The organism is Bacillus sp. SH5-2 (assembly GCF_008368905.1).
GTDB lineage: Bacteria > Bacillota > Bacilli > Bacillales > Bacillaceae_G > Bacillus_A > Bacillus_A luti.
The window spans coordinates 100,740-122,891 of sequence record NZ_QOSD01000021.1 but is presented as its reverse complement, the minus strand read 5'-3'; the positions used below and the strand labels follow the sequence as shown (position 1 = coordinate 122,891).

At 36.0% G+C, this 22,152-nt stretch carries 20 protein-coding genes and 4 tRNA genes; 23 read left to right on the top strand and 1 reads right to left on the bottom strand.

From position 1 onward, the window contains the following. Nucleotides 1–8: 8 nt before the first annotated feature. The 20 genes from ssb (at nt 9) to DN410_RS19270 (ending at nt 16,543) form a co-directional block, all read left to right on the top strand. Complete coding sequence (gene ssb, locus DN410_RS19365) at nt 9–530, top strand: single-stranded DNA-binding protein (protein WP_002113227.1); 522 nt, start codon at nt 9–11, stop codon at nt 528–530. A gap of 45 nt (nt 531–575) precedes the next feature. After that, complete coding sequence (gene rpsR, locus DN410_RS19360; RefSeq protein ID WP_000918873.1) at nt 576–809, top strand: 30S ribosomal protein S18; 234 nt, start codon at nt 576–578, stop codon at nt 807–809. A gap of 80 nt (nt 810–889) precedes the next feature. Then, nucleotides 890–1,825, top strand: a complete 936-nt coding sequence (locus DN410_RS19355; RefSeq protein WP_149177682.1) for a YybS family protein — start codon at nt 890–892, stop codon at nt 1,823–1,825. Between the two features lie 78 nt (nt 1,826–1,903). Continuing rightward, nucleotides 1,904–3,877, top strand: coding sequence for a DHH family phosphoesterase (locus tag DN410_RS19350; protein ID WP_149177681.1), 1,974 nt, complete (start codon nt 1,904–1,906; stop codon nt 3,875–3,877). Then, a complete protein-coding gene (gene rplI / locus DN410_RS19345; protein WP_000864235.1) occupies nt 3,874–4,320 on the top strand; it encodes a 50S ribosomal protein L9 in 447 nt (148 codons plus the stop codon). The genes DN410_RS19350 and rplI overlap by 4 nt, the downstream gene beginning before the upstream one ends. 27 nt (nt 4,321–4,347) lie before the next feature. Next, entirely contained in the window at nt 4,348–5,709 is a 1,362-nt protein-coding gene (gene dnaB / locus DN410_RS19340) for a replicative DNA helicase (RefSeq protein WP_001286244.1), read from the top strand. Between the two features lie 215 nt (nt 5,710–5,924). Next, nucleotides 5,925–7,214, top strand: coding sequence for an adenylosuccinate synthase (locus DN410_RS19335; protein ID WP_000100235.1), 1,290 nt, complete (start codon nt 5,925–5,927; stop codon nt 7,212–7,214). 143 nt (nt 7,215–7,357) lie between these two features. Further along, a tRNA-Lys gene (locus DN410_RS19330) sits at nt 7,358–7,433 on the top strand. Between the two features lie 13 nt (nt 7,434–7,446). Continuing rightward, nucleotides 7,447–7,518, top strand: a tRNA-Glu gene (locus DN410_RS19325). A gap of 21 nt (nt 7,519–7,539) precedes the next feature. Then, nucleotides 7,540–7,615: transfer RNA gene (locus DN410_RS19320), tRNA-Asp, on the top strand. Nucleotides 7,616–7,656: 41 nt separating this feature from the next. Further along, nucleotides 7,657–7,729: transfer RNA gene (locus tag DN410_RS19315), tRNA-Phe, on the top strand. Nucleotides 7,730–8,009: 280 nt separating this feature from the next. Next, nucleotides 8,010–8,717 carry a cell wall metabolism DNA-binding response regulator WalR gene (gene walR, locus DN410_RS19310; RefSeq protein ID WP_000971865.1) on the top strand — a complete coding sequence of 236 codons (708 nt, stop codon included), beginning with the start codon at nt 8,010–8,012 and terminating at the stop codon, nt 8,715–8,717. Between the two features lie 3 nt (nt 8,718–8,720). Continuing rightward, nucleotides 8,721–10,562, top strand: coding sequence for a cell wall metabolism sensor histidine kinase WalK (walK, locus tag DN410_RS19305; RefSeq protein ID WP_000755362.1), 1,842 nt, complete (start codon nt 8,721–8,723; stop codon nt 10,560–10,562). Further along, nucleotides 10,559–11,875, top strand: a complete 1,317-nt coding sequence (locus DN410_RS19300) for a YycH family regulatory protein (RefSeq protein ID WP_149177680.1) — start codon at nt 10,559–10,561, stop codon at nt 11,873–11,875. Before walK ends, DN410_RS19300 begins: the two co-directional genes overlap by 4 nt. Beyond that, nucleotides 11,856–12,698: a two-component system regulatory protein YycI gene (locus tag DN410_RS19295; protein ID WP_149177679.1), complete on the top strand. Its 843-nt coding sequence runs from the start codon at nt 11,856–11,858 to the stop codon at nt 12,696–12,698. Before DN410_RS19300 ends, DN410_RS19295 begins: the two co-directional genes overlap by 20 nt. Then, nucleotides 12,682–13,476: an MBL fold metallo-hydrolase gene (locus DN410_RS19290; RefSeq protein WP_000522837.1), complete on the top strand. Its 795-nt coding sequence runs from the start codon at nt 12,682–12,684 to the stop codon at nt 13,474–13,476. The genes DN410_RS19295 and DN410_RS19290 overlap by 17 nt, the downstream gene beginning before the upstream one ends. 63 nt (nt 13,477–13,539) lie before the next feature. Further along, nucleotides 13,540–14,715: a S1C family serine protease gene (locus DN410_RS19285; protein WP_149177678.1), complete on the top strand. Its 1,176-nt coding sequence runs from the start codon at nt 13,540–13,542 to the stop codon at nt 14,713–14,715. A gap of 53 nt (nt 14,716–14,768) precedes the next feature. Then, complete coding sequence (locus DN410_RS19280) at nt 14,769–14,954, top strand: CxxH/CxxC protein (RefSeq protein WP_149177677.1); 186 nt, start codon at nt 14,769–14,771, stop codon at nt 14,952–14,954. Between the two features lie 59 nt (nt 14,955–15,013). Continuing rightward, nucleotides 15,014–15,493, top strand: a complete 480-nt coding sequence (gene rlmH, locus DN410_RS19275) for a 23S rRNA (pseudouridine(1915)-N(3))-methyltransferase RlmH (RefSeq protein WP_001027003.1) — start codon at nt 15,014–15,016, stop codon at nt 15,491–15,493. 171 nt (nt 15,494–15,664) lie between these two features. Further along, a complete protein-coding gene (locus DN410_RS19270) occupies nt 15,665–16,543 on the top strand; it encodes a radical SAM/SPASM domain-containing protein (protein WP_149177676.1) in 879 nt (292 codons plus the stop codon). Nucleotides 16,544–16,763: 220 nt separating this feature from the next. On the opposite strand, the gene guaC is transcribed toward DN410_RS19270, so the two are convergent. Next, entirely contained in the window at nt 16,764–17,747 is a 984-nt protein-coding gene (gene guaC, locus DN410_RS19265; RefSeq protein ID WP_149177675.1) for a GMP reductase, read from the bottom strand. Nucleotides 17,748–18,006: 259 nt separating this feature from the next. On the opposite strand from guaC, the gene DN410_RS19260 reads away from it, so the two are divergent. The 3 genes from DN410_RS19260 (at nt 18,007) to DN410_RS19250 (ending at nt 22,144) form a co-directional block, all read left to right on the top strand. Further along, entirely contained in the window at nt 18,007–19,038 is a 1,032-nt protein-coding gene (locus DN410_RS19260) for an acyltransferase (RefSeq protein ID WP_149177674.1), read from the top strand. A 177-nt stretch (nt 19,039–19,215) separates the two neighbouring features. Next, nucleotides 19,216–20,661: an ATP-dependent RNA helicase DbpA gene (gene dbpA / locus DN410_RS19255; protein WP_149177673.1), complete on the top strand. Its 1,446-nt coding sequence runs from the start codon at nt 19,216–19,218 to the stop codon at nt 20,659–20,661. Nucleotides 20,662–20,905: 244 nt separating this feature from the next. Next, nucleotides 20,906–22,144 carry a hypothetical protein gene (locus DN410_RS19250; RefSeq protein WP_149177672.1) on the top strand — a complete coding sequence of 413 codons (1,239 nt, stop codon included), beginning with the start codon at nt 20,906–20,908 and terminating at the stop codon, nt 22,142–22,144. Nucleotides 22,145–22,152 lie beyond the last annotated feature (8 nt).

Sequence of the window (22,152 nt, the reverse complement as noted above, 5' to 3'; positions counted from 1 at the left end):
TGGTTCGATTGATGAATCGTGTTATCCTCGTTGGTCGTTTAACTAAGGACCCTGACTTACGTTACACGCCCAATGGTGTTGCAGTAGCTACTTTTACGTTAGCTGTGAATCGCGCATTTGCGAATCAACAAGGTGAGCGTGAAGCTGACTTTATTAATTGTGTAATATGGCGTAAACAAGCAGAAAACGTAGCAAATTATTTGAAAAAAGGTAGCTTAGCAGGCGTAGATGGACGTCTTCAAACTCGTAATTACGATGGACAAGACGGTAAACGTGTATATGTAACAGAAGTTCTTGCGGAGAGCGTACAATTTTTAGAGCCGCGTAATGGCGGTGGGGAGCAACGCGGTTCATTCAATCAGCAACCATCAGGAGCTGGTTTCGGTAACCAAAGCTCTAACCCATTTGGTCAATCTAGTAATCCGGGTAACTCAGGTAACACTGGTAATTCTGGATTTACGAAGAATGACGATCCATTTTCAAATGTAGGTCAACCGATCGACATTTCCGACGACGATTTACCGTTCTAATACAGTAAATTTGTTAGTTTTAACAAAGAATGGAGGGAAATAGATATGGCAGGACGCAAAGGTGGACGTGCGAAACGTCGTAAGGTGTGTTTCTTCACAGCTAACGGCATCACTCGCATCGATTATAAAGATGTTGATTTATTAAAACGTTTCGTTTCTGAGCGTGGTAAAATTTTACCTCGTCGTGTAACAGGAACAAGCGCAAAATACCAACGCAAACTTACAGTTGCAATTAAACGTGCTCGTCAAATGGCACTTTTACCATATGTTGGTGAATAATAGCGTATGAAATGCACAGTAGAGTCGGACTCTACTGTGCATTTTGCTATGCTTTTCTTTTTTGAAAGAGAGGTTAGATGATGAAAAGTACGAAATTTATTACTGAAGGTGCGGCATTATTGGCGATATATGCAATTTTATTGCTTATATCTATGTATGTTCCGATTTTAGGTACAGTTGCAATATTTGCATTGCCGTTACCGTTTATATTATTAACAATAAGGCATAAACTATCTAATGTGCTCGTAATTTTTGTAGCGGCACTTTTTATTACAGTTATTGTGAGTCAGCCGATTAGTCTCGTAAAGACAGTGATGTTTGGACTAATAGGTATTGCATTAGGATATATGTATAAAAAAGAAAAAAAACCAGTGGAGATATTGATAGCTGGAACACTTACATATTTAATTGGTATGATGCTTATTTATGTTGGAAGTATAAAGTTTTTCGACATAAATATAATGAAGCAAATGCAAAATATGATTAGTGAAAGTATGGCGCAAAGTGAAAAGATAGTAAGTGCTGCTGGTATGCCAGTTAGTAAGGAACAAAAAGAGTTATTTGCACAAATGAGTGATATATTACAAACGCTATTTCCGAGTATACTTGTGCTAGTTTCTGTATGTTTTTCTTGGATCACCTTAATATTATCAGGTAGTGTTTTGAGAAAATTAAAGTATGACGTTACACCTTGGCCTAAATTTAAAGATATACAATTGCCAAAGAGCATTGTCTGGTATTACGTTATATTTATTTTGTTAGCAACTTTTATAAAAGTAGAACCAACATCATATTTACATATGGCATTTTCTAATCTATATGTCATATTTGCGCTGCTACTCGTATTGCAAGGTTTGACATTTATCACTTTTTTAGCGCATAAAAAAGGTTTTACTAAAGGGATTCCTATTATTAGTTTTATTGTCTGCATGTTTATCCCGATGCTGTTTCCTCTTGTGACAATCTTAGGTATAATTGATTTAGGGATTTCATTGCGTTCTAAAATAGGGGAATAAAATAATATTCCTTATACTATTTTAATCTGTTGAACTAACTGGAAGGTAAGTTAGTTTTACTTTATAGGAGTTGTATACATGCCTGAATTTTATAAGAAACAGTGGTTTTTATATCCTGTTTATGTATTGGCATTTTTTGTGTTTGTGCTCATTTCGATCCTCTGTTACTTTCATTTGATTATGGGGATAGCTGCCTTTTTTGTTTTTTGTATCGTACTTTTTGTTGTTGTGCGCTTTGAGCTTACCTTTCAAAGGAATTTCGAAAAGCATACGACAGATATGATTACAAGGGTAAAGAAAGTGAGTAATGAAGCGTTTAACCAAATGCCTATTGGTATTTTGTTATACAATAAGGATTATGGGATTGATTGGGCAAATCCTTATTTATCTTCATGTCTGGGGCAACATGCATTAGCTGGATGGCACCTTTACGATGTATCAGAAACGTTACTTCTTTTTATTAAGGGAGAAACATCTGATGATATAGTCTCTTTGAATAATCGAAAGTTCCGTGTTTTTGTAAGAAAAGAAGAAAAATTAATTTATTTCTTTGATGTAACGGAACAAACAGAGATCGAAAAGATGTATGAGGATCAACGTACTGTGTTGGCTGTCATTTATTTAGATAATTATGATGAGGTTACACAAGGGTTAGATGATCAATTACGTACGAATATAACAAGTCTTGTGACATCCAGATTAAATGAATGGGCCCTTAAGTATGGGGCGTATTTAAAACGTGCATCTTCTGAAAGATTCTTCGTTGTACTAAATGAAAGTATTTTAGCACAAATGGAGAAAGGGAAATTTAGCATTTTAGATCAGGTGCGTGAAGAAACATCAAAAAGGAATATTCCCCTTACATTAAGTGTAGGTGTCGGATCAGGTGATTTACCTTTATCAGAGCTTGGAGCAATGGCTCAATCTGGTTTAGACCTTGCGCTTGGCCGCGGTGGAGATCAAGTAGCCATTAAACAAGCAACAGGTAAAGTTAAATTTTATGGCGGTAAGACAAATCCGGTTGAAAAACGTACTCGTGTACGTGCTAGAGTTATTTCGCATGCATTAAAGGATTTAGTATTAGAAAGTAGTAATGTCATTATAATGGGGCATAGAGCTCCTGATATGGATGCGATTGGCGCTGCAATTGGTATTTTAAAGGTAGCTCAATTAAATGAGCGTAAAGGATATATTGTGTTAGATGAAAATGATTCGGATAAGGGAATTAAGCGTTTGATGGATAAAGTGAAACAAAATGAAGAGTTATGGTCTCATTTTATTACACCAGTACAAGCGATGGAAATTGCAAATGATGATTCCTTACTTGTTGTTGTTGATACGCATAAACCTTCCATGGTGATGGAGGAAAAACTGTTACATAAAATTGAGAGTGTAGTGGTTATTGACCATCACCGCCGAGGAGAAGACTTTATTGAAGATCCATTGCTTGTTTACATGGAACCATATGCTTCTTCGACGGCAGAACTTGTTACAGAACTACTTGAATATCAACCGAAAAATTTAAAGATGACGATGTTAGAAGCAACAGCGTTGTTAGCGGGGATTATTGTTGATACGAAAAGCTTTACATTCCGGACGGGTGCTCGTACGTTTGATGCAGCTTCTTATTTACGCTCACATGGTGCAGACACTGTACTTGTACAAGAATTGTTAAAAGAAGATATGGATCAGTATTTACGAGTTGCAAAAGCTATTAAAAATGCGTACATTTATAAAAATGGAATTGCAATTGCAAAAGTTGATAGTGATGATTACTACGACCAAGTGCTTATTGCGCAATCAGCGGACACGCTATTAACAATGACGGGTATTATCGCATCATTTGTTATCGCGAAACGTGGAGAGAATTTCATTGGGATTAGCGGCAGGTCTTTAGGTGAAGTGAACGTGCAGCTAGTTATGGAAAATTTAGGCGGTGGCGGGCATTTGACGAATGCAGCCACACAAATGAAAAATGTTACAGTAGATGAAGCTGAGGAGAAGCTTCAATTTGTTATTGATGACTATTTACAGGGAGGCACACAATCATGAAAGTAATTTTTCTAAAAGACGTAAAAGGTAAAGGTAAAAAAGGAGAAGTGAAAAACGTACCGGATGGTTATGCAAATAACTTCTTACTAAAACAAGGTTTAGCTGCTGAAGCGACAAACAGCAGTATGAAAACGTTAGAAGCTCAAAAGCGCAAAGAAGAAAAAGATGCAGCAGCAGAGCTTGAAAGTGCAAAACAATTAAAAGAAACGTTAGAGAAATTAACTGTAGAATTAAAGGCTAAATCTGGAGAAGGTGGCCGTCTATTCGGTTCAATTACAAGTAAACAAATCGTAGATGCGATGCAAAAATCACACAAGATTAAACTTGATAAGCGTAAATTTGAAATGGATGATGCAATTCGTGCATTAGGCTATACAAACGTTACTGTGAAATTGCATCCGCAAGTAACAGCAACAGTAAAAGTTCATGTTAGTGAACAATAAAAATAAGTTAAGCAAGGAGGATTGCGCATGAGTGATGTAATGGCTGATCGTACCCCTCCGCATAATATAGAAGCTGAGCAGGCAGTCTTAGGTGCTATATTGATTGATCAGGATGCGTTAACGTCAGCATCGGAACTATTAGTACCTGATTCATTTTATCGAACGAAACATCAAAAGATTTTTGAAGTCATGCTTGGGTTATCTGATAAGGGAGAGCCAATTGACTTAGTAATGATGACGTCGGCGATGGCCGACCAAGGATTACTAGAAGAAGTTGGTGGGGTTTCTTACTTAGCAGAATTAGCAGAAGTTGTTCCGACTGCTGCTAACGTAGAGTATTATGCACGAATCATCGCTGAAAAAGCGCTGTTACGTCGTTTAATTCGAACAGCGACTCATATCGTGTCTGATGGGTATGAGAGAGAAGATGATGTGGATGGCCTTTTAAATGAGGCTGAGAAAAAAATATTAGAGGTATCTCATCAAACGAATGCTAAAGCATTCCAAAATATTAAAGACGTTCTCGTAGATGCTTACGATAAAATCGAACTTTTGCATAATCAAAAAGGTGAAGTTACTGGGATACCAACTGGGTTTACTGAATTAGATAAGATGACGGCAGGTTTCCAGCGAAATGATTTAATCATCGTGGCAGCACGTCCATCGGTAGGGAAAACGGCATTTTCATTAAATATCGCACAAAACGTAGCGACGAAAACGGATGAAAATGTAGCGATTTTTAGTCTAGAGATGGGTGCTGATCAGCTTGTTATGCGTATGCTTTGTGCAGAAGGGAATATTGATGCACAAAGACTTCGTACCGGATCATTAACTTCTGATGATTGGGCGAAATTAACGATGGCAATGGGTAGTCTTTCTAATGCTGGTATCTATATTGATGATACGCCAGGGATTAAAGTAAATGAGATTCGAGCGAAATGTCGTAGATTAAAACAAGAACAGGGTCTTGGTATGATCTTGATTGACTACTTACAGCTTATTCAAGGAAGCGGGAAATCCGGAGAGAATCGTCAGCAGGAAGTATCTGAGATTTCACGTACACTAAAAGGGATTGCACGTGAATTGCAAGTGCCTGTTATTGCCTTGTCACAGTTATCTCGTGGTGTAGAATCTCGCCAAGATAAACGTCCGATGATGTCTGATATTCGTGAATCGGGAAGTATCGAGCAGGATGCTGATATTGTAGCCTTCCTATATCGTGAGGATTACTATGATCGTGAAACAGAAAACAAAAATACAATTGAGATTATTATTGCAAAGCAGCGTAACGGTCCGGTAGGCTCAGTAGAGCTTGCGTTTGTTAAAGAGTTCAATAAGTTCGTAAACTTAGAACGTCGCTTTGAGGATGGACATGCGCCGCCTGCATAAAAGCAGTATAAAAAAGAAACACATTTCTTATAATAAGATGTGTTTCTTTTTTTTTATAGGAAAGATAAGGCTTTCACGAGGGAAATATATATTTCTTACGAACGAAAATGTTTTTTAATAAAAAAATGTTCGCTTTTTGGTTGACTTCTCTTTCGGTTTTGGTACAATTATATTGTTTGAATAGATCGTTTGAAAATTGCGGAGGTGCTTGAATAATGTCTTCAGTAGTAGTTGTAGGAACACAATGGGGCGATGAAGGAAAAGGTAAAATTACTGACTTTCTTTCTGAGCATGCGGAAGTAGTTGCAAGATATCAAGGTGGAAATAACGCGGGACATACAATTGTTTTCGGCGGAGTTAAATATAAATTACACTTAATCCCATCTGGTATTTTCTATAAAGAGAAAATTTGTGTAATCGGAAACGGCTTAGTAGTAGATCCGAAAGCATTACTTGAAGAGTTAAAATACTTACACGATCGTGGTGTAAGTACTGATAATTTACGCGTGAGTAACCGTGCGCACGTTATTTTACCTTATCACTTAAAACAAGATGAGTTAGAAGAAGCAAGTAAAGGTGATAACAAAATCGGTACAACGAAAAAAGGTATCGGTCCTGCATATATGGATAAAGCTGCTCGTATCGGTATCCGTATGGCTGACCTTTTAGACCGTGAAGCATTTAAAGAGAAGCTTGAGCGCAATTTAGTAGAAAAAAATCGCTTGTTTGAAAAAATGTATGATACAGAAGGTTTCAGTGTAGAAGAAATCTTTGAAGAGTACTTCGAGTACGGTCAACAAATCGCGCAATATGTATGTGATACATCTGTTGTATTAAATGATGTATTAGATGATAATCGTCGTGTGTTATTTGAAGGTGCACAAGGTGTTATGCTTGATATCGACCACGGTACGTACCCGTTCGTTACATCTTCTAACCCAATTGCTGGTGGTGTAACAGTGGGAACTGGAGTTGGTCCTGCGAAAGTTACTCGCGTTGTAGGTGTATGTAAAGCATATACAAGCCGCGTTGGTGATGGTCCATTCCCTACTGAACTTCATGATGAAATCGGTCATCAAATTCGTGAGGTTGGTCGTGAGTATGGAACAACAACTGGTCGTCCTCGCCGTGTAGGTTGGTTCGATAGCGTTGTTGTAAGACATGCACGTCGTGTTAGTGGTTTAACGGATTTATCATTAAATTCTATCGATGTCCTAACAGGTATTCCAACTCTTAAAATTTGTGTTGCTTACAAATACAATGGTGAAGTTATCGATGAAGTTCCAGCAAACTTAAACATTTTAGCGAAATGTGAGCCTGTATACGAAGAGCTTCCAGGTTGGACAGAAGATATTACTGGTGTAAAATCATTAGATGAGCTTCCTGAAAATGCACGAAAATACGTAGAGCGTGTTTCTGAGCTAACAGGAATTCAATTATCTATGTTCTCAGTTGGACCAGATCGTAACCAAACAAATATCGTTCGTAACGTATACGAAGCTTAATTGATATTTTTTTCCGAAAAAACTCATGTCCGCATGAGTTTTTTCTTATCTTTTATAAAAAAATGAAAAAAGGTATTGCAAAAATAAAAGATAATATGTTATGATACATCTTGTCGTCACGAAAATATGACGTTGGTGAGTATGAGCCATTAGCTCAGTTGGTAGAGCATCTGACTTTTAATCAGAGGGTCGAAGGTTCGAGTCCTTCATGGCTCACCATTTTATTTTTCGTGGCCCGTTGGTCAAGTGGTTAAGACACCGCCCTTTCACGGCGGTAACACGGGTTCGAATCCCGTACGGGTCATGTTTTTTTATGTTCATTTTTGGTCCCGTGGTGTAGTGGTTAACATGCCTGCCTGTCACGCAGGAGATCGCCGGTTCGACCCCGGTCGGGACCGCCACTTTTGTTTATACCACCATTAGTGGTTTTATATATAGTTTTGGCTCGGTAGCTCAGTCGGTAGAGCAGAGGACTGAAAATCCTCGTGTCGGCGGTTCGATTCCGTCCCGAGCCACTCTCAGGATATTAAGTGGGCCCACTTAATATCCTTTTTATTTGTGTAATTTTACAAAAGTGAGTAGTTATTTTAAAATAGAATGAGGAGCCTCTAGCAGTTGAAGCTAGAGGTTTTTCTATAGATCGTATAGGATTCCGTGTAAAAGTGGATCATACATGAGTCTGTGAGAATAGAGGAGAAGTACTTAAGCAAAAGATGCGGTCATATAGGGACATACTATGTAGACATCAATGTGTTTAGGGATATTGACCATATTTTTATAAGGAGGAAATAGACGATGATGGGAAAGAAAATTTTAGTAGTTGATGATGAAAAGCCGATTGCGGATATTTTGAAGTTCAATCTAGAAAAAGAAGGTTTTGAAATTGTAATGGCGCATGATGGTGATGAAGCGATTGAAAAAGCGAATGAAGAACAGCCAGATATGGTTTTATTAGATATTATGCTACCAGGTAAAGATGGCTTAGAGGTTTGCCGTGAAATACGTAAAAGCTCAGAAATGCCAATTATTATGCTTACAGCAAAAGATTCTGAAATTGATAAAGTATTAGGGCTTGAGCTTGGGGCAGATGATTATGTAACGAAGCCATTTAGCACGAGGGAATTACTGGCTCGCGTGAAGGCGAACTTACGTCGCCATCAACAAGGTGGTGCTGCGGAAAAAGAAGAAAATACGGAAATGGTTATTGGTCCAATTGTTATTAACCCAAATGCCTATAGTGTAACAAAGCGTGAAGAAAATATTGAGCTTACACATCGTGAATTTGAATTACTACATTATTTAGCTAAACATTTAGGACAAGTTATGACACGTGAACATTTATTACAAACAGTTTGGGGTTACGACTATTTTGGAGATGTTCGTACAGTAGACGTAACAGTACGTCGTTTACGTGAAAAAATTGAAGATAATCCAAGTCATCCTACTTTAATTGTCACTAGACGTGGAGTAGGGTATTACTTGCGTGACCCAGAGCAGGAATAGTATATGAAGAAAGTCGGTTTTTTTCAATCTATTCATTTAAAATTTGTACTCATATATATGCTATTAATATTGATAGCTATGCAAGTTATTGGGGTATATTTCGTAAGAGAGTTAGAAAAGAGTCTTGTACAAGGTTTTAGAGATTCTTTAACGCAGCAAACAAACTTATTAGCATATAACTTGAAACAAGAGTTTAAAAAAAGTTATACAAAAGCAGAAACAGAGTCAACCGATGAAACGATTAAAACGTCAATTCGAAAATTTGCCTCTGATCGAAAGAAAGATATTCAAGAGGTAAGTGTATTTGATTCGCATAGAAAGTTACTAGCCATTTCAGATGAATCGAAGCAAAATAAGGTGAATCGAACATCAACTGATATAGCTGTTCAGCGAGTATTGGTACAAAAAAAGCCTGAAGTGAAAATTGAGAAAGATGGTCGAACGGGCCATCGTGTCCAAGTTATGATTACTCCTATTCTAGATGATAACGGCAAAGATGCACTTGGTGTTATTTATGTTGTTGCATCTATGGAAGATGTTTATAAGCAGATGAAGGATATTAATCAAATTTTTGCAACGGGAACAGTTATTGCATTACTCGTAACGGCTGTACTTGGAATTTTGTTGGCTCAAACTATTACGAGACCAATTTCAGATATGCGAAGACAAGCAATTGAAATGGCAAAAGGAAACTATTCGAGAAAAGTAAAAGTGCATAGCCATGATGAAATTGGACAACTAGCATTATCTTTCAATAATTTATCAAAAAAATTACAACAAGCCCGTTCTTCAACAGAAAGTGAAAGACGTAAATTATCATCTGTTTTATCACATATGACAGATGGAGTAATTGCTACTGACCGAAAAGGCGATATTATTTTATTAAATGACCCTGCGGAAAAAATGCTAAATGTTTCGCGTGAAACAGCGCTCGATCAATCTGTTTTAGAAGTATTAGGGATACAAGAAGAGTTTACGCTTGATCATTTATACGAAGAACCAGACTCTGTTTTATTAGATTTTAGTACGAGAAATGAACCATATATTTTACGTGCTAGTTTCTCGGTTATTCAAAAAGAGACAGGGAAGGCAAATGGTTTAATTGCTGTATTATATGATGTAACAGAGCAGGAGCGTATAGAGCGAGAACGTCGTGAGTTTGTGGCGAACGTCTCTCATGAATTAAGAACACCATTAACAACAATGCGTAGTTATTTAGAGGCGCTTACGGATGGGGCATGGCAAGATCCGAATATTGCACCGCAATTTTTAACAGTTACACAAGAAGAAACAGAAAGAATGATTAGACTTGTAAATGCGTTGTTGCAACTATCTAAACTCGATAGTACAGAACATCGTTTAATGAAAGAATGGGTCGACTTTACTGACTTCTTTAATAACGTTATTGATCGATTTGAAATGTCTAAAGAGCAAAATGTAAGTTTCAAACGATCTTTCTCGAAAAAGTCCCGATTTATTGATATGGATACGGACAAAATTACTCAAGTGTTGTATAACATTATTTCTAATGCATTAAAGTATTCACCAGAAGGTGGAACGGTAACATATCGCTTACGTGATCGCGGTGATTTATTAGAGATTAGTGTAAGTGACCAAGGAATGGGTATTCCGAAAGAAAACGTTGATAAAATCTTTGAACGCTTCTATCGCGTAGATAAAGCACGTTCAAGACAAATGGGTGGTACAGGACTTGGATTAGCGATTGCGAAAGAAATGATTGAGGCGCATGGTGGTTCGATTTGGGCGAAAAGTGAGGAAGGAAAAGGGACGACTATTTACTTCACATTGCCGATGGCAGCGGATGAAGAGGACGATTGGGAATGAGTATGGAAAACTTTAAAACGATAGTTTTAATTAATTTAGTTGTAATTAGTCTATTCCTTACTTTTAACTTATGGACATATGTGCCAGACTCCACTTCCATGCAAAATGCAAAATTTGTGCAGGGTAATGAAGGAACCAGTCAAACGAAAATTTCCGATGTAATCCGTCCCACTTCTATCATCGTGCACAAAGATAAAAATCATTATGGGAGCAAAAGAGAGGAAGATATAGAATCAATCTATAGACCTTTGGAAACAGGAGAGTTACATGATTTTAGAGAGATTTCGGTTGCTAAGGGTGATTTCCTTTCTTATGTACATGGCGAAGGGAAAATTGAGCTTCTTTTTCCTACTAATATCCCATTTGATGCAGTCAAATCTATGTTTAATCTGAAAGAGAAAAGTATAGATAGGCCTAAATATTTTAATCGTATTATTCTTGATCCTTCTCGAAGTAGGGATCAGGAAATTAAAATTAACTTTGTGTCTTATGACGATAACTTTAGAATATATGAAGCAAAATTAAGTGGTGTGTATTTAAAAGATATTGTTAATGCACAAAATCAATTTATAGTATCAGCAAAACCATATTTTGATTATCAAATTAATGATACGAAAAAGTTGTTTTTGCCAGATGGAACGACAGAATTAAACAATATCACATATATTTCATCTAATTTAGCGGTGGATACATTTAAGAATGCTCTTTTTAGCGATCCACGTTATTTAAGTCCTATTACAGAGGGATCGAAAGAAACATTTACGGATGGTATTAGGTCCATGGAGATTGAACATGATCATCACATGCTAAAGTATAAAAACTCTTCTGTATCAAGTGAGAAACCTATAGATAATTTAATGCTTTTACAAAAAAGTTTTGAATTTGTGAGTGGCCACAGTGGGAGCTTGGATTCATATCGTTTAGATTATGTGAATAAAGGACAGACAGTATTTCGTTTGCATGAAGATGGATATTCCGTATTCAATACAGATGGATTAGCTGAATTAAGACAAGTATGGGGATCAGAAGAAGTGATGGAATATGAAAGACCGTTGCTATCTTTAAATACGAAGGGGATAGAACAGAATGTTACCCTTCCATCAGGTCACGTTGTGATAGCATCCTTAGAAAAGAATACAGAAATAAATAAACAATTAATTAAAGACATTGGTATTGGATACAAGTTATCACTAGATGGGCAAGTAGTTCGATTACAGCCAATTTGGTATGTAAAGCTTGCTGAAGATGAGGCTGGTAAACAAAAAATATATGAGTGGAGTGAGGGAGGACTAAATGGATTGGGATCGGATTAAAACCATATTTATTGTGACCTTTTTTGTTTTGGACCTCTTTCTCATTTTTCAATTCATTCAAAAGCAAGATAGTAATCAATTGGAGCTTATTGCGGAAACAAAGATAGATCAAGAATTAAAAGCAAACAAAATTACTATGGGTAATTTCCCTAAAGAACCGAAAGAAGAGTCGTTTATTAGGGCGGAAAACAAGGCCTTTAAAGAAGAAGATATACAGTCTTTAAAAAATCAAACGGCGCATATACAAAATATGTACAAGATAGAAAGTAAGTTAAAAGAACCTTTTTTAAATACAAAATCATTATCAAAAGATAAGTATAATGAATTTTTGAAGAACTATGTATTAGATGGACAAAAGTATGAGTTTGGAGCGATGAAAGACTCTAAAATTTACTTCTTCCAAAAATATAAAGATAAGCCTATTTTCTATAATGATCAGGCAATGATTGTTGTGGAATTAAATGAAAAAAATGAGCTTGTTTCGTACACACAGACGATGCTAACGGATTTAAAAGAAATGGGCGAAAGTGAAAAAACGAAACAGCAAGAAATTATTACGGCTCAAACGGCTTTAGAAAATTTGTATTTAAAAAATAAAGTTCATGGGAATACGCATGTAAAAGAAGCGCAAATTGGTTATGCCACCCTTACCGCATCTACTTCTAATAACCAAGTACTCGCTCCCACATGGAATTTAAAAACGGATCAGAAGCAGGATTTCTTTGTGAATGCGATTGAAGGACAGGTTATGGAATTAGGGGAAAAGGAAAATCAAGTGGTTGATGAACATACTGGAGTGAGAAAGAATGGGGTTGCATTTTAGCGTACTTGCAAGTGGAAGTACAGGGAATATGCTATATGTAGGAACAGATGAGAAAAAATTACTTGTCGATGCAGGTTTAAGTGGTAAAGCAACAGAGGCTTTATTTAAACAGGCAGAACTAAATATAAATGATGTATCAGGTATTCTTGTAACACATGAACATAGTGACCATATTAAAGGATTAGGTGTATTGGCACGCAAATATGATTTACCTGTTTATGCAAATGAGAAAACATGGAACGCAATGGAACATTTAATAGGAAATATCCCAACTGAGCAAAAGTTCATTTTCTCAGTCGGGGATGTGAAAACATTCGGTGATATTGAGGTCGAGTCATTTGGTGTTTCTCATGATGCGGCAGAGCCGATGTTTTATGCTTTTCATAACAACAATAGAAAGTTAGCCCTTATTACAGATACAGGATACGTCAGTGACCGTATGAAAGGTGTTATTAAGGGAGCGAATGCTTTCGTATTTGAAAGTAACCATGATGTGGAAATGCTTCGTATGGGGCGTTATCCATGGAGCATTAAACGACGTATTTTAAGTGATGTGGGGCACGTTTGTAATGAGGACGCTGCATTAGCCATGGCGGATGTAATTACAGATGAGACAAAACATATTTATTTAGCACATTTAAGTTTAGATAATAATATGAAAGAGCTAGCCCGCATGTCGGTATCACAAGTACTGGAGGAAAAGGGATTTGGAGTAGGAGAATCCTTTGAAATTCACGATACAGATCCAAAAATGCCTACAAAAATTCAATACGTATAATTCTTCATTTTAGTAAACAATAAAGGTGAATATAGTTGTTTTCAGGAAGATGGGTGAACAAATATGTCCTTTATTGATGAAGAAAAATATCGTATAAAACGTGCAGGTAAAAAGAAGCGAAAAGGTATTGTTATTTCTAGCATAGCGGGAACAATTGTCGGAGCTTCATTGTTTGCATTTGGAGCTCCTTTATTCTCAAACCATACGGGATCGCTCCCGCAAGCGGAAGCAAGCGGAAGTAATATGGCCGAAGCTCAAGGGATTAAGCAGATTAGCTTTGTGGATGCTGTTGATCGTGCTTCTGAAGCTGTTGTTGGTGTGATTAATATTCAACGAGATGATTTTTCAGAGGCGGATTCTGAAGCAGGTACAGGATCTGGTGTTATTTATAAGAAGACTGGTGATCGTGCTTACATTGTAACAAATAATCACGTTGTTGCTGGAGCGAATCGTATTGAAGTGAGCCTAAGTGACGGTAAAAAAGTTTCAGCAAAAGTATTAGGAACCGATGTAGTCACAGATTTGGCTGTATTAGAAATAGATGCGAAGTATGTGAAAAAAGTAATTGAAATTGGCGATTCTAATACTGTTCGCAGAGGAGAACCGGTTATTGCGATCGGAAACCCACTCGGACTACAATTTTCTGGGACTGTTACACAAGGTATTATTTCAGCTAGTGAACGCATTGTTCCTGTAGATTTGGATCAAGATGGTCATTATGATTGGCAAGTAGAAGTATTGCAAACAGATGCAGCGATTAATCCAGGTAATAGTGGTGGCGCGCTTGTAAATGCAGCAGGACAATTAATTGGTATTAACTCAATGAAAATTGCCGCAAAAGAAGTAGAAGGAATTGGACTAGCAATTCCGGTTACTAGAGCTGTTCCAATTATGAATGAACTTGAGAAGTACGGAAAAGTAAGAAGACCTTATGTTGGAATTGAACTTAGGTCATTAAATGAAATTCCGACCTATCATTGGTCAAAAACATTACAGTTACCAGGGAATGTGACGGAGGGCGTTTGCATTTTAGATGTGAAAAGTCCTTCGCCAGGTGCAGAAGCTGGTTTACGAGAACATGATGTTATTGTGGCGGTAGATGGAAAACCAATCCGCGATATTATTGGGTTCCGCACGGCCTTATATGATAAGAAAATTAATGATAAAATGACTCTGACGTTTTATCGTGGTACAAAACGAGCAACAACAACGGTGAAGTTAGGCATTCAGAAGTATTAAAAACAGGAGGGCCTACCTCCTGTTTTCTATTGTAGAAAAGTGAGGTGAAGAATATGAATTTACCTTGTTGTTTAGAACATGTAGAATTAGCGCTAGATATTATTGTGGATGAATGTGAAGTTGCGCCGGTTATCAACAATGTGGATAACTCTAAAAACGAGAAGAAAACATGTGAATTTTGTCAAAATGAGGCGACATATGTTGTATCGAACACAGATTCTCACACAATATGTGGGTAACAATTGTGGATATGTGGATAAGTTATGTGGATAACATGTTTGTAAGGTGGGGAATACGTGTGAATATCTCGATTATTTCAATTGGGAAATTAAAAGAAAAATATTTAAAACAAGGTATAGCAGAATACTTAAAACGATTATCTGCATACGCAAAAGTAGAAGTAATTGAATTACCAGATGAGAAGGCACCAGAAAATTTAAGTGAAGCTGAAATGCTAATTGTAAAGGAAAAAGAAGGTATACGTATACTGGATAAAATTTCTGATGATACGCATGTCATTGCATTAGCGATAGAAGGAAAACAAAAATCCTCAGAAGAATTTGCAGTAAGTCTAGATCGTCTTGCTACATATGGAAAGAGCAAAGTGGCATTTGTAATTGGTGGATCACTTGGACTAAGCTCAGAAGTAATGAAGCGTTCAAATGAGTCACTTTCTTTTTCAAAGATGACATTACCACATCAATTAATGCGATTAGTATTGCTTGAGCAAGTGTATAGAGCGTTTCGGATTAATCGTGGGGAACCGTATCATAAATAATGTATATAAAAAGAGTAAAAAAGACCATTGGACAAAAATCACCGATGGTCTTTTGAACATTAATAGGTTGTATATAGATTTCCTAAAATAAGTATGTTTCTATTTCTAAAAAAGTATGCTGTAATATGAAGAGGAAAAAGTATAAGTAGTCAGAGAAGTGAGGAATTAAAGGTGAAAAAGTTTAAGAAGTTTTACTTGGAGATTACAAGTGTATGTAATCTTGCGTGTAGCTTTTGTCCGCCTACGGAAAGGCAGAAGCAATTCATTTCTGTGGAGGATTTTTCTAAAAGATTAGACCAAATTAAACCTCACACAGACTACATTTATTTGCACGTGAAGGGTGAGCCGTTGCTGCATCCGAAAATAGATCAACTGTTAGATTTAAGCCATGAAAAGGGGTTTAAAGTTAATATTACAACGAACGGAACGTTAATTAATAAGAGAAGGCATAGACTGTTAAATAAGCCTGCTCTAAGGCAAATGAATTTTTCACTGCACAGTTTTGACGGACATCCAGGTTCGCAAGACAAAGAAGGATATGTAAGAAGTATACTTTCTTTCATTAGAGAGGCGACTAGCCAATCGGATTTAATCGTTTCATTAAGGTTATGGAATTTAACTCAGGATAATAAAACAAATGCTGAAATCCAGAAAAATAGAGAGTTATTATCCATCATTGAAAATGAGTTTAATCTGTCTTATCAAATTGAAGAGAAGCTTACTCCAGGAAAAGGTATAAAAATTGCGGAACGCGTCTTTATTAATCAGGACTATGAATTCCAGTGGCCAGCATTGCATGAGGAAGAGGATGACGGAAAAGGATTCTGTCATGGTCTTCGAAATCAAGCAGGCATTTTAGCAAATGGAACAGTTATTCCTTGCTGTTTAGATGGTGAAGGGATTATTAATCTTGGCAATATTAATAGTGATTCATTTTCGAATATCATAGAAGGTGAAAGAGCGCAAAATATTGTAGATGGATTTTCGAAGAGAGTTGCAGTCGAAGAGCTATGTAGGAAATGTGGATACCGAAAAAGATTTGGAAAGTAAACATAAGATAAGCCCTCATAAAGCGAGGGCTTATTTTTATGCTCTAATTCATCAATGAAGGAACCGGCGTAAGAAACGGCTTTACGGAGGGTTTATCTAATCTGGCGTGTTTCGTTGGTTATATCTCCCCTATTTTTAATATTGAAAAACCCTCAACGTATTCATACATGAAAAGAAGGACAAGCATAAAAATGCTTGTCCTTCGAGTTGAATTTGAAAATTAATATACTTTGTCGCCGTTGAAAATAGAGTTTTTCACGACAACATAATCTACAGTACGGATAGCGTCTAATTTTGTTCCACCAGCGTAAGAGATAGAAGATTGAAGATCTTGTTCCATTTCGATTAAAGTGTCTTCTAGAGAACCTTTATGCTCAACGAACATTTTCTTACCTTCAACGTTTTTCTTCTCACCTTTTTGGAATTCAGAAGCTGAACCGAAGTACTCTTTATAAAGTTTGCCGTCTTTTTCGATTGTTTCCCCTGGAGACTCTTCATGACCAGCGAATAGAGAACCGATCATAACCATAGTCGCCCCAAATCGAATAGATTTAGCTACGTCGCCGTGTGTACGAATACCACCGTCAGCGATAATTGGCTTGCTTGCAGCTTTTGCACACCAGCGAAGTGCAGCTAGTTGCCAGCCGCCAGTTCCAAAGCCTGTTTTAATTTTAGTAATACAAACTTTACCAGGTCCAATACCAACTTTTGTTGCGTCAGCACCAGCGTTTTCTAATTCTCTTACCGCTTCTGGAGTTCCAACGTTTCCAGCGATAACGAAGCTTTCTGGTAAATGCTTTTTAATATGTTGAATCATGTTGATCACAGCATTAGAATGTCCGTGCGCGATATCAATTGTGATGTATTCAGGTGTAAGTTGCTCAGCAGCTAATTGTTGTACGAATTCATACTCGTCCTCTTTTACACCAACGCTAATAGAAGCGATTAATCCACGTGATTGCATATCTCTAATGAATGAGATTCGTTTCTCTGGTTGGAAACGATGCATGATATAGAAGTAATTATTTTCAGCTAAATAAGTTGCAATTCTCTTATCAATAATCGTTTGCATATTTGCAGGTACGACAGGTAATTTAAATTTATGTTTTCCTAAAGTGACAGTTGTATCACATTCAGAGCGGCTATTTACAATACATTTTGCAGGAATTAATTGAATATCTTCATAGTCGAATACGTTTTCCATCATTTACACCCCTAAAATACGAATATTTTATTCGTTTTGTTTAAAAATGTTCGTCCAAAAGATAATTTACATTATTTTCACTCATAAGTCAAAGGTTTTCATGTTTATATTTGAAAATTAACATTTATATACGAATGTTGTAGGGGCAAATGCTGAAAATATGTTTTAACATAGTGGTATTTGATGTAAAATAATCTTTGGAAAATAAAAGAGTAATAGGCAAATAACAGATTAATAGCCAAATTTAGGAGGAGTATTAATGAAACGCTTAGTATACATGGATTGGCTACGAGTATTAGCCACAATCGCAGTTGTTACAATTCACGTTACTGCTGGTTATGTTTCTGTGTTAGATACAAATAACGTGTCGCGCTGGCTGGCTGGTAACTTTTTTGAATCCATTTCACGTGCCAGTGTTCCAATCTTCGTGATGATTAGTGGAGCGTTATTATTAAAGGGAACGAAAGAGATTCCGATCGGGGAATTTTTACAGAAGCGTGCAAGTAAAGTGATTATACCTTTTATCGCTTGGAGTGCTATATTTTATGCATATGGAGCATATGCAGGATATTTTCCAGCATCTTTCAAGCAAGGGATAAAACACTTTTTAACGGATACGATCGGGGGACATTTATGGTTCCTATACATGATTGTAGGGATATATTTAATTACACCTCTACTGAAAATCTTTGTGAAGAACGCTAAGAAAAGAGAGATAGAATATTTTTTAATTTTATGGCTATATGCATCTGTTGTAGTCAATTTAGTGAAATATTATTATCCTATCAATTTTAATATTGAATTATTTTACGTTACAAATTATGTAGGATACTTTTTACTTGGTTATTATTTATCTAATTATGATATTTCGAAAAAATGGAGAAATATTTCTTACATCGGAGGAATCGTAGGATTTATTAGTACATTCTTTATTACATATCACTATACGGTAAAAGCCAATGGACAGTTAGATCAGTTCTGGTACGGGTATTTTGCACCAGGTGTTGTACTTATGGCGATTGGACTATTTGTATTTTTCAAATATGCTTTCCAAAACTCAGAACGAGAATTACCATTCGTATTACGCTTTATAAATCAAGCGAGCCTTGGAATTTATATTCTCCACTTCTTCTTATTAAATAACTATCTGTACATTATTTTCCCTAAGGTAAATGAACGTGTGCATGCAATATTAGCAATACCAATTAATGTAACGATTACAATCGTTCTTAGCATGGTGATTACATTAGTATTGCAAAGGATACCTGTTGTAAAAAGATTAGTTCCGTAAAAATTAATATGATGTAGATGGGGCAGACTTATTATTAAGACTGCCCTTTACTATTTGTAAATTATACTTAGATAAATTGTGACTTAAATGAATTAAAAACAATAGTATTGCGGTATAATTCAACGTGAGGCATGAAGAATATAATTATTTAAATTTAAAATCAAATGAGGTTAATATATGAGTAAAAAGAGCTTTAGTAATTATGCATTAAGTAAAGAGATAGTAAGAGCACTGACTGGTTTAGGATATGAGCATCCAACAGAAGTACAAGGAGAGGTTATTCCAGTTGCATTGCAAAAGAAGGACCTTGTTGTAAAATCGCAAACTGGAAGTGGAAAAACGGCTTCGTTCGGTATACCACTTTGTGAAATGGTAGAGTGGGAAGAGAATAAACCACAAGCGTTAGTTTTAACGCCAACGAGAGAACTTGCTGTTCAAGTAAAAGAAGATATTACGAATATAGGTCGATTCAAAAGAATTAAGGCTGCCGCAGTTTATGGGAAATCTCCATTTGCGCGTCAAAAATTAGAGTTAAAGCAAAAAACACATATTGTAGTGGGTACCCCTGGTCGTGTATTAGATCATATCGAAAAAGGTACGCTTTCTTTAGAGCGTCTAAAGTACTTAGTTATTGATGAAGCAGATGAAATGCTAAATATGGGTTTTATTGATCAAGTAGAAGCAATTATTGATGAATTACCGACAAAACGAATGACAATGCTATTTTCAGCAACGCTTCCAGAAGATGTTGAAAAGTTATCTCGTACATATATGAATTTACCGACACATATTGAAATTAAGGCGGCTGGGATTACAACAGATAAAATTGAACATACCCTTTTTGAAGTGGGAGAAGAAGAGAAGCTTTCACTTCTTAAAGATGTAACAACAATTGAAAATCCAGACAGTTGCATTGTTTTTTGCCGTACACAAGAAAATGTAGATCATGTATATAGACAGTTAAAACGAGTTAATTACCCTTGTGACAAAATACATGGTGGCATGGTGCAAGAAGATCGTTTTGAAGTAATGGATGATTTTAGAAAAGGAAAGTTCCGTTATTTAGTAGCAACGGATGTAGCTGCGAGAGGTATTGATATTGATAATATTACACATGTTATTAATTATGATATTCCATTAGAAAAAGAAAGTTATGTACATCGTACTGGAAGAACAGGACGAGCTGGTAAGAAGGGAAAAGCTATTACATTTATTACGCCATATGAAAATAGATTTTTAGAAGAAATTGAGACGTACATCGGATTTGCAATTCCGAAGGCACAAGCACCTTCAAAAGAAGAAGTGATGAGAAGTAAGGCTGTATTTGAGGAAAAAATACATGCTAAACCAATGATAAAGAAGGATAAAAATGCTGATATAAATAAAGGAATTATGAAATTGTACTTTAATGGCGGGAAGAAAAAGAAAATTAGGGCTGTAGATTTCGTCGGTACAATTGCTAAAATTCAAGGTGTTTCGGCTGAAGATATAGGTATTATTACAATCCAAGATAATGTTTCGTACGTTGAGATATTAAATGGAAAAGGCTCACTTGTTTTAAAGGTCATGAAGAATACAACAATAAAAGGTAAACAATTAAAAGTTCATGAGGCGATTAAATAGGAGAAACTATCCACTTTAAAGGTGGATAGTTTTTTTTGAAACTTCATTAGAGTGGACGATTTGAAAGGACTTTACATAACGCGTTATTGACGATTGTTTTTTTGTATGTTAGTATATTCATTTGATTTTTTCTACCATTGAATGGGAAAATTGTTAATTCGTTTAGAGGGATATTTTTATATAAGTAAATCAATTTTTAATTCAATTGTTGTAAGTTATAAAAAGTGAGGACGGTGTTTGATTAATGAGTTTTACTCGAGATAGGTGGAGTTTAAATTGGCTTCATTTTTATTTGATTGTAGTAGTTGTTGCATCTCTTTTATTACGTATATATTTAGCGTTTCATTTAGAAGGCTATGAACGAGATCAACTCTTTTTCGTAGATTGGATGAATACTGTAGGTAAGTATGGGCTAGGTGATGTGTACGCACATGGGGATTTAGTAAACTATCCACCATTTTTCTTAGCTATATTAGGTATTTACGGAGCAATATTGTCATTTTTTAATATATCTGTCGAAGCGGCGGGTGTTTTAATTAGAGTGCCATCCATTTTATTTGAAGTGATAGCTATAATTATTTTTGCTATAGCTTCAAAAAGAATAGGTAATCCCATTGTGAGAGCGGCGTTAGTAACATTTTTTGCATTCAGTCCTGCTGTTATAGTGGATGGGACTATATGGGGTCAAGTAGATATGCTGCATAGTATATTGATGGTGAGTTCCCTTTTATTACTTATGTCTAAGCCGACTTGGTCTGGTGCTATTTATGCTGTAGCATTACTAGCTAAATTTCAATCAATTGTAATTGCGCCTGTATTTGCTATGTATTTCTTAAAAGTAATATGGGAGAAAAGAGAAGGGAAGGAATTGGCTAAGTTTGTAATAGGATTCTGTATACCTTTATTAATATTTAGTTTATATTTTGCAGCCCATGGAACATTTAGTATGATGTTAGATCAAGCGTATTTAGATGCAGTGGGCACGTTCCCAACAGTAACCGTATTTGCTATGAATATTTGGTATTATGCAATTGGTACTACCCCTGATACAGTGGATACTATTCAAATCTTACCGTATATTACTTTGAAAACAGTAGGGTTAATACTCTTGTCTATCGCTGCATCATTAATGTGCTTGTATGTCTTTTTCCATCGCCAAATGAATACAGCAATTTTATTGAAGGCCGCGACTTTTATAAGTTTCGCATTCTTTATGTTACCTACACAAATGCATGAAAGATATTCTTTCCCAGCATTAGTATTCGTGATCTTTTTACTGTTGTATGACATGAAGTGGACAGGAATAGCGTTAGGATTATCGGTAACAATATTTTTAAATATAGGAACGGTTTTATATGCGGGCGCTAATACGAATACAGGAATGTTTATTGTTGTAATTAATGTTTTTATTTTTTATTCTATGTGTAAATTATTATTAAAAGAGTATTATGATCGCTTTGAATCGTTGTTAGAGAGACAGTAAAAGCATAA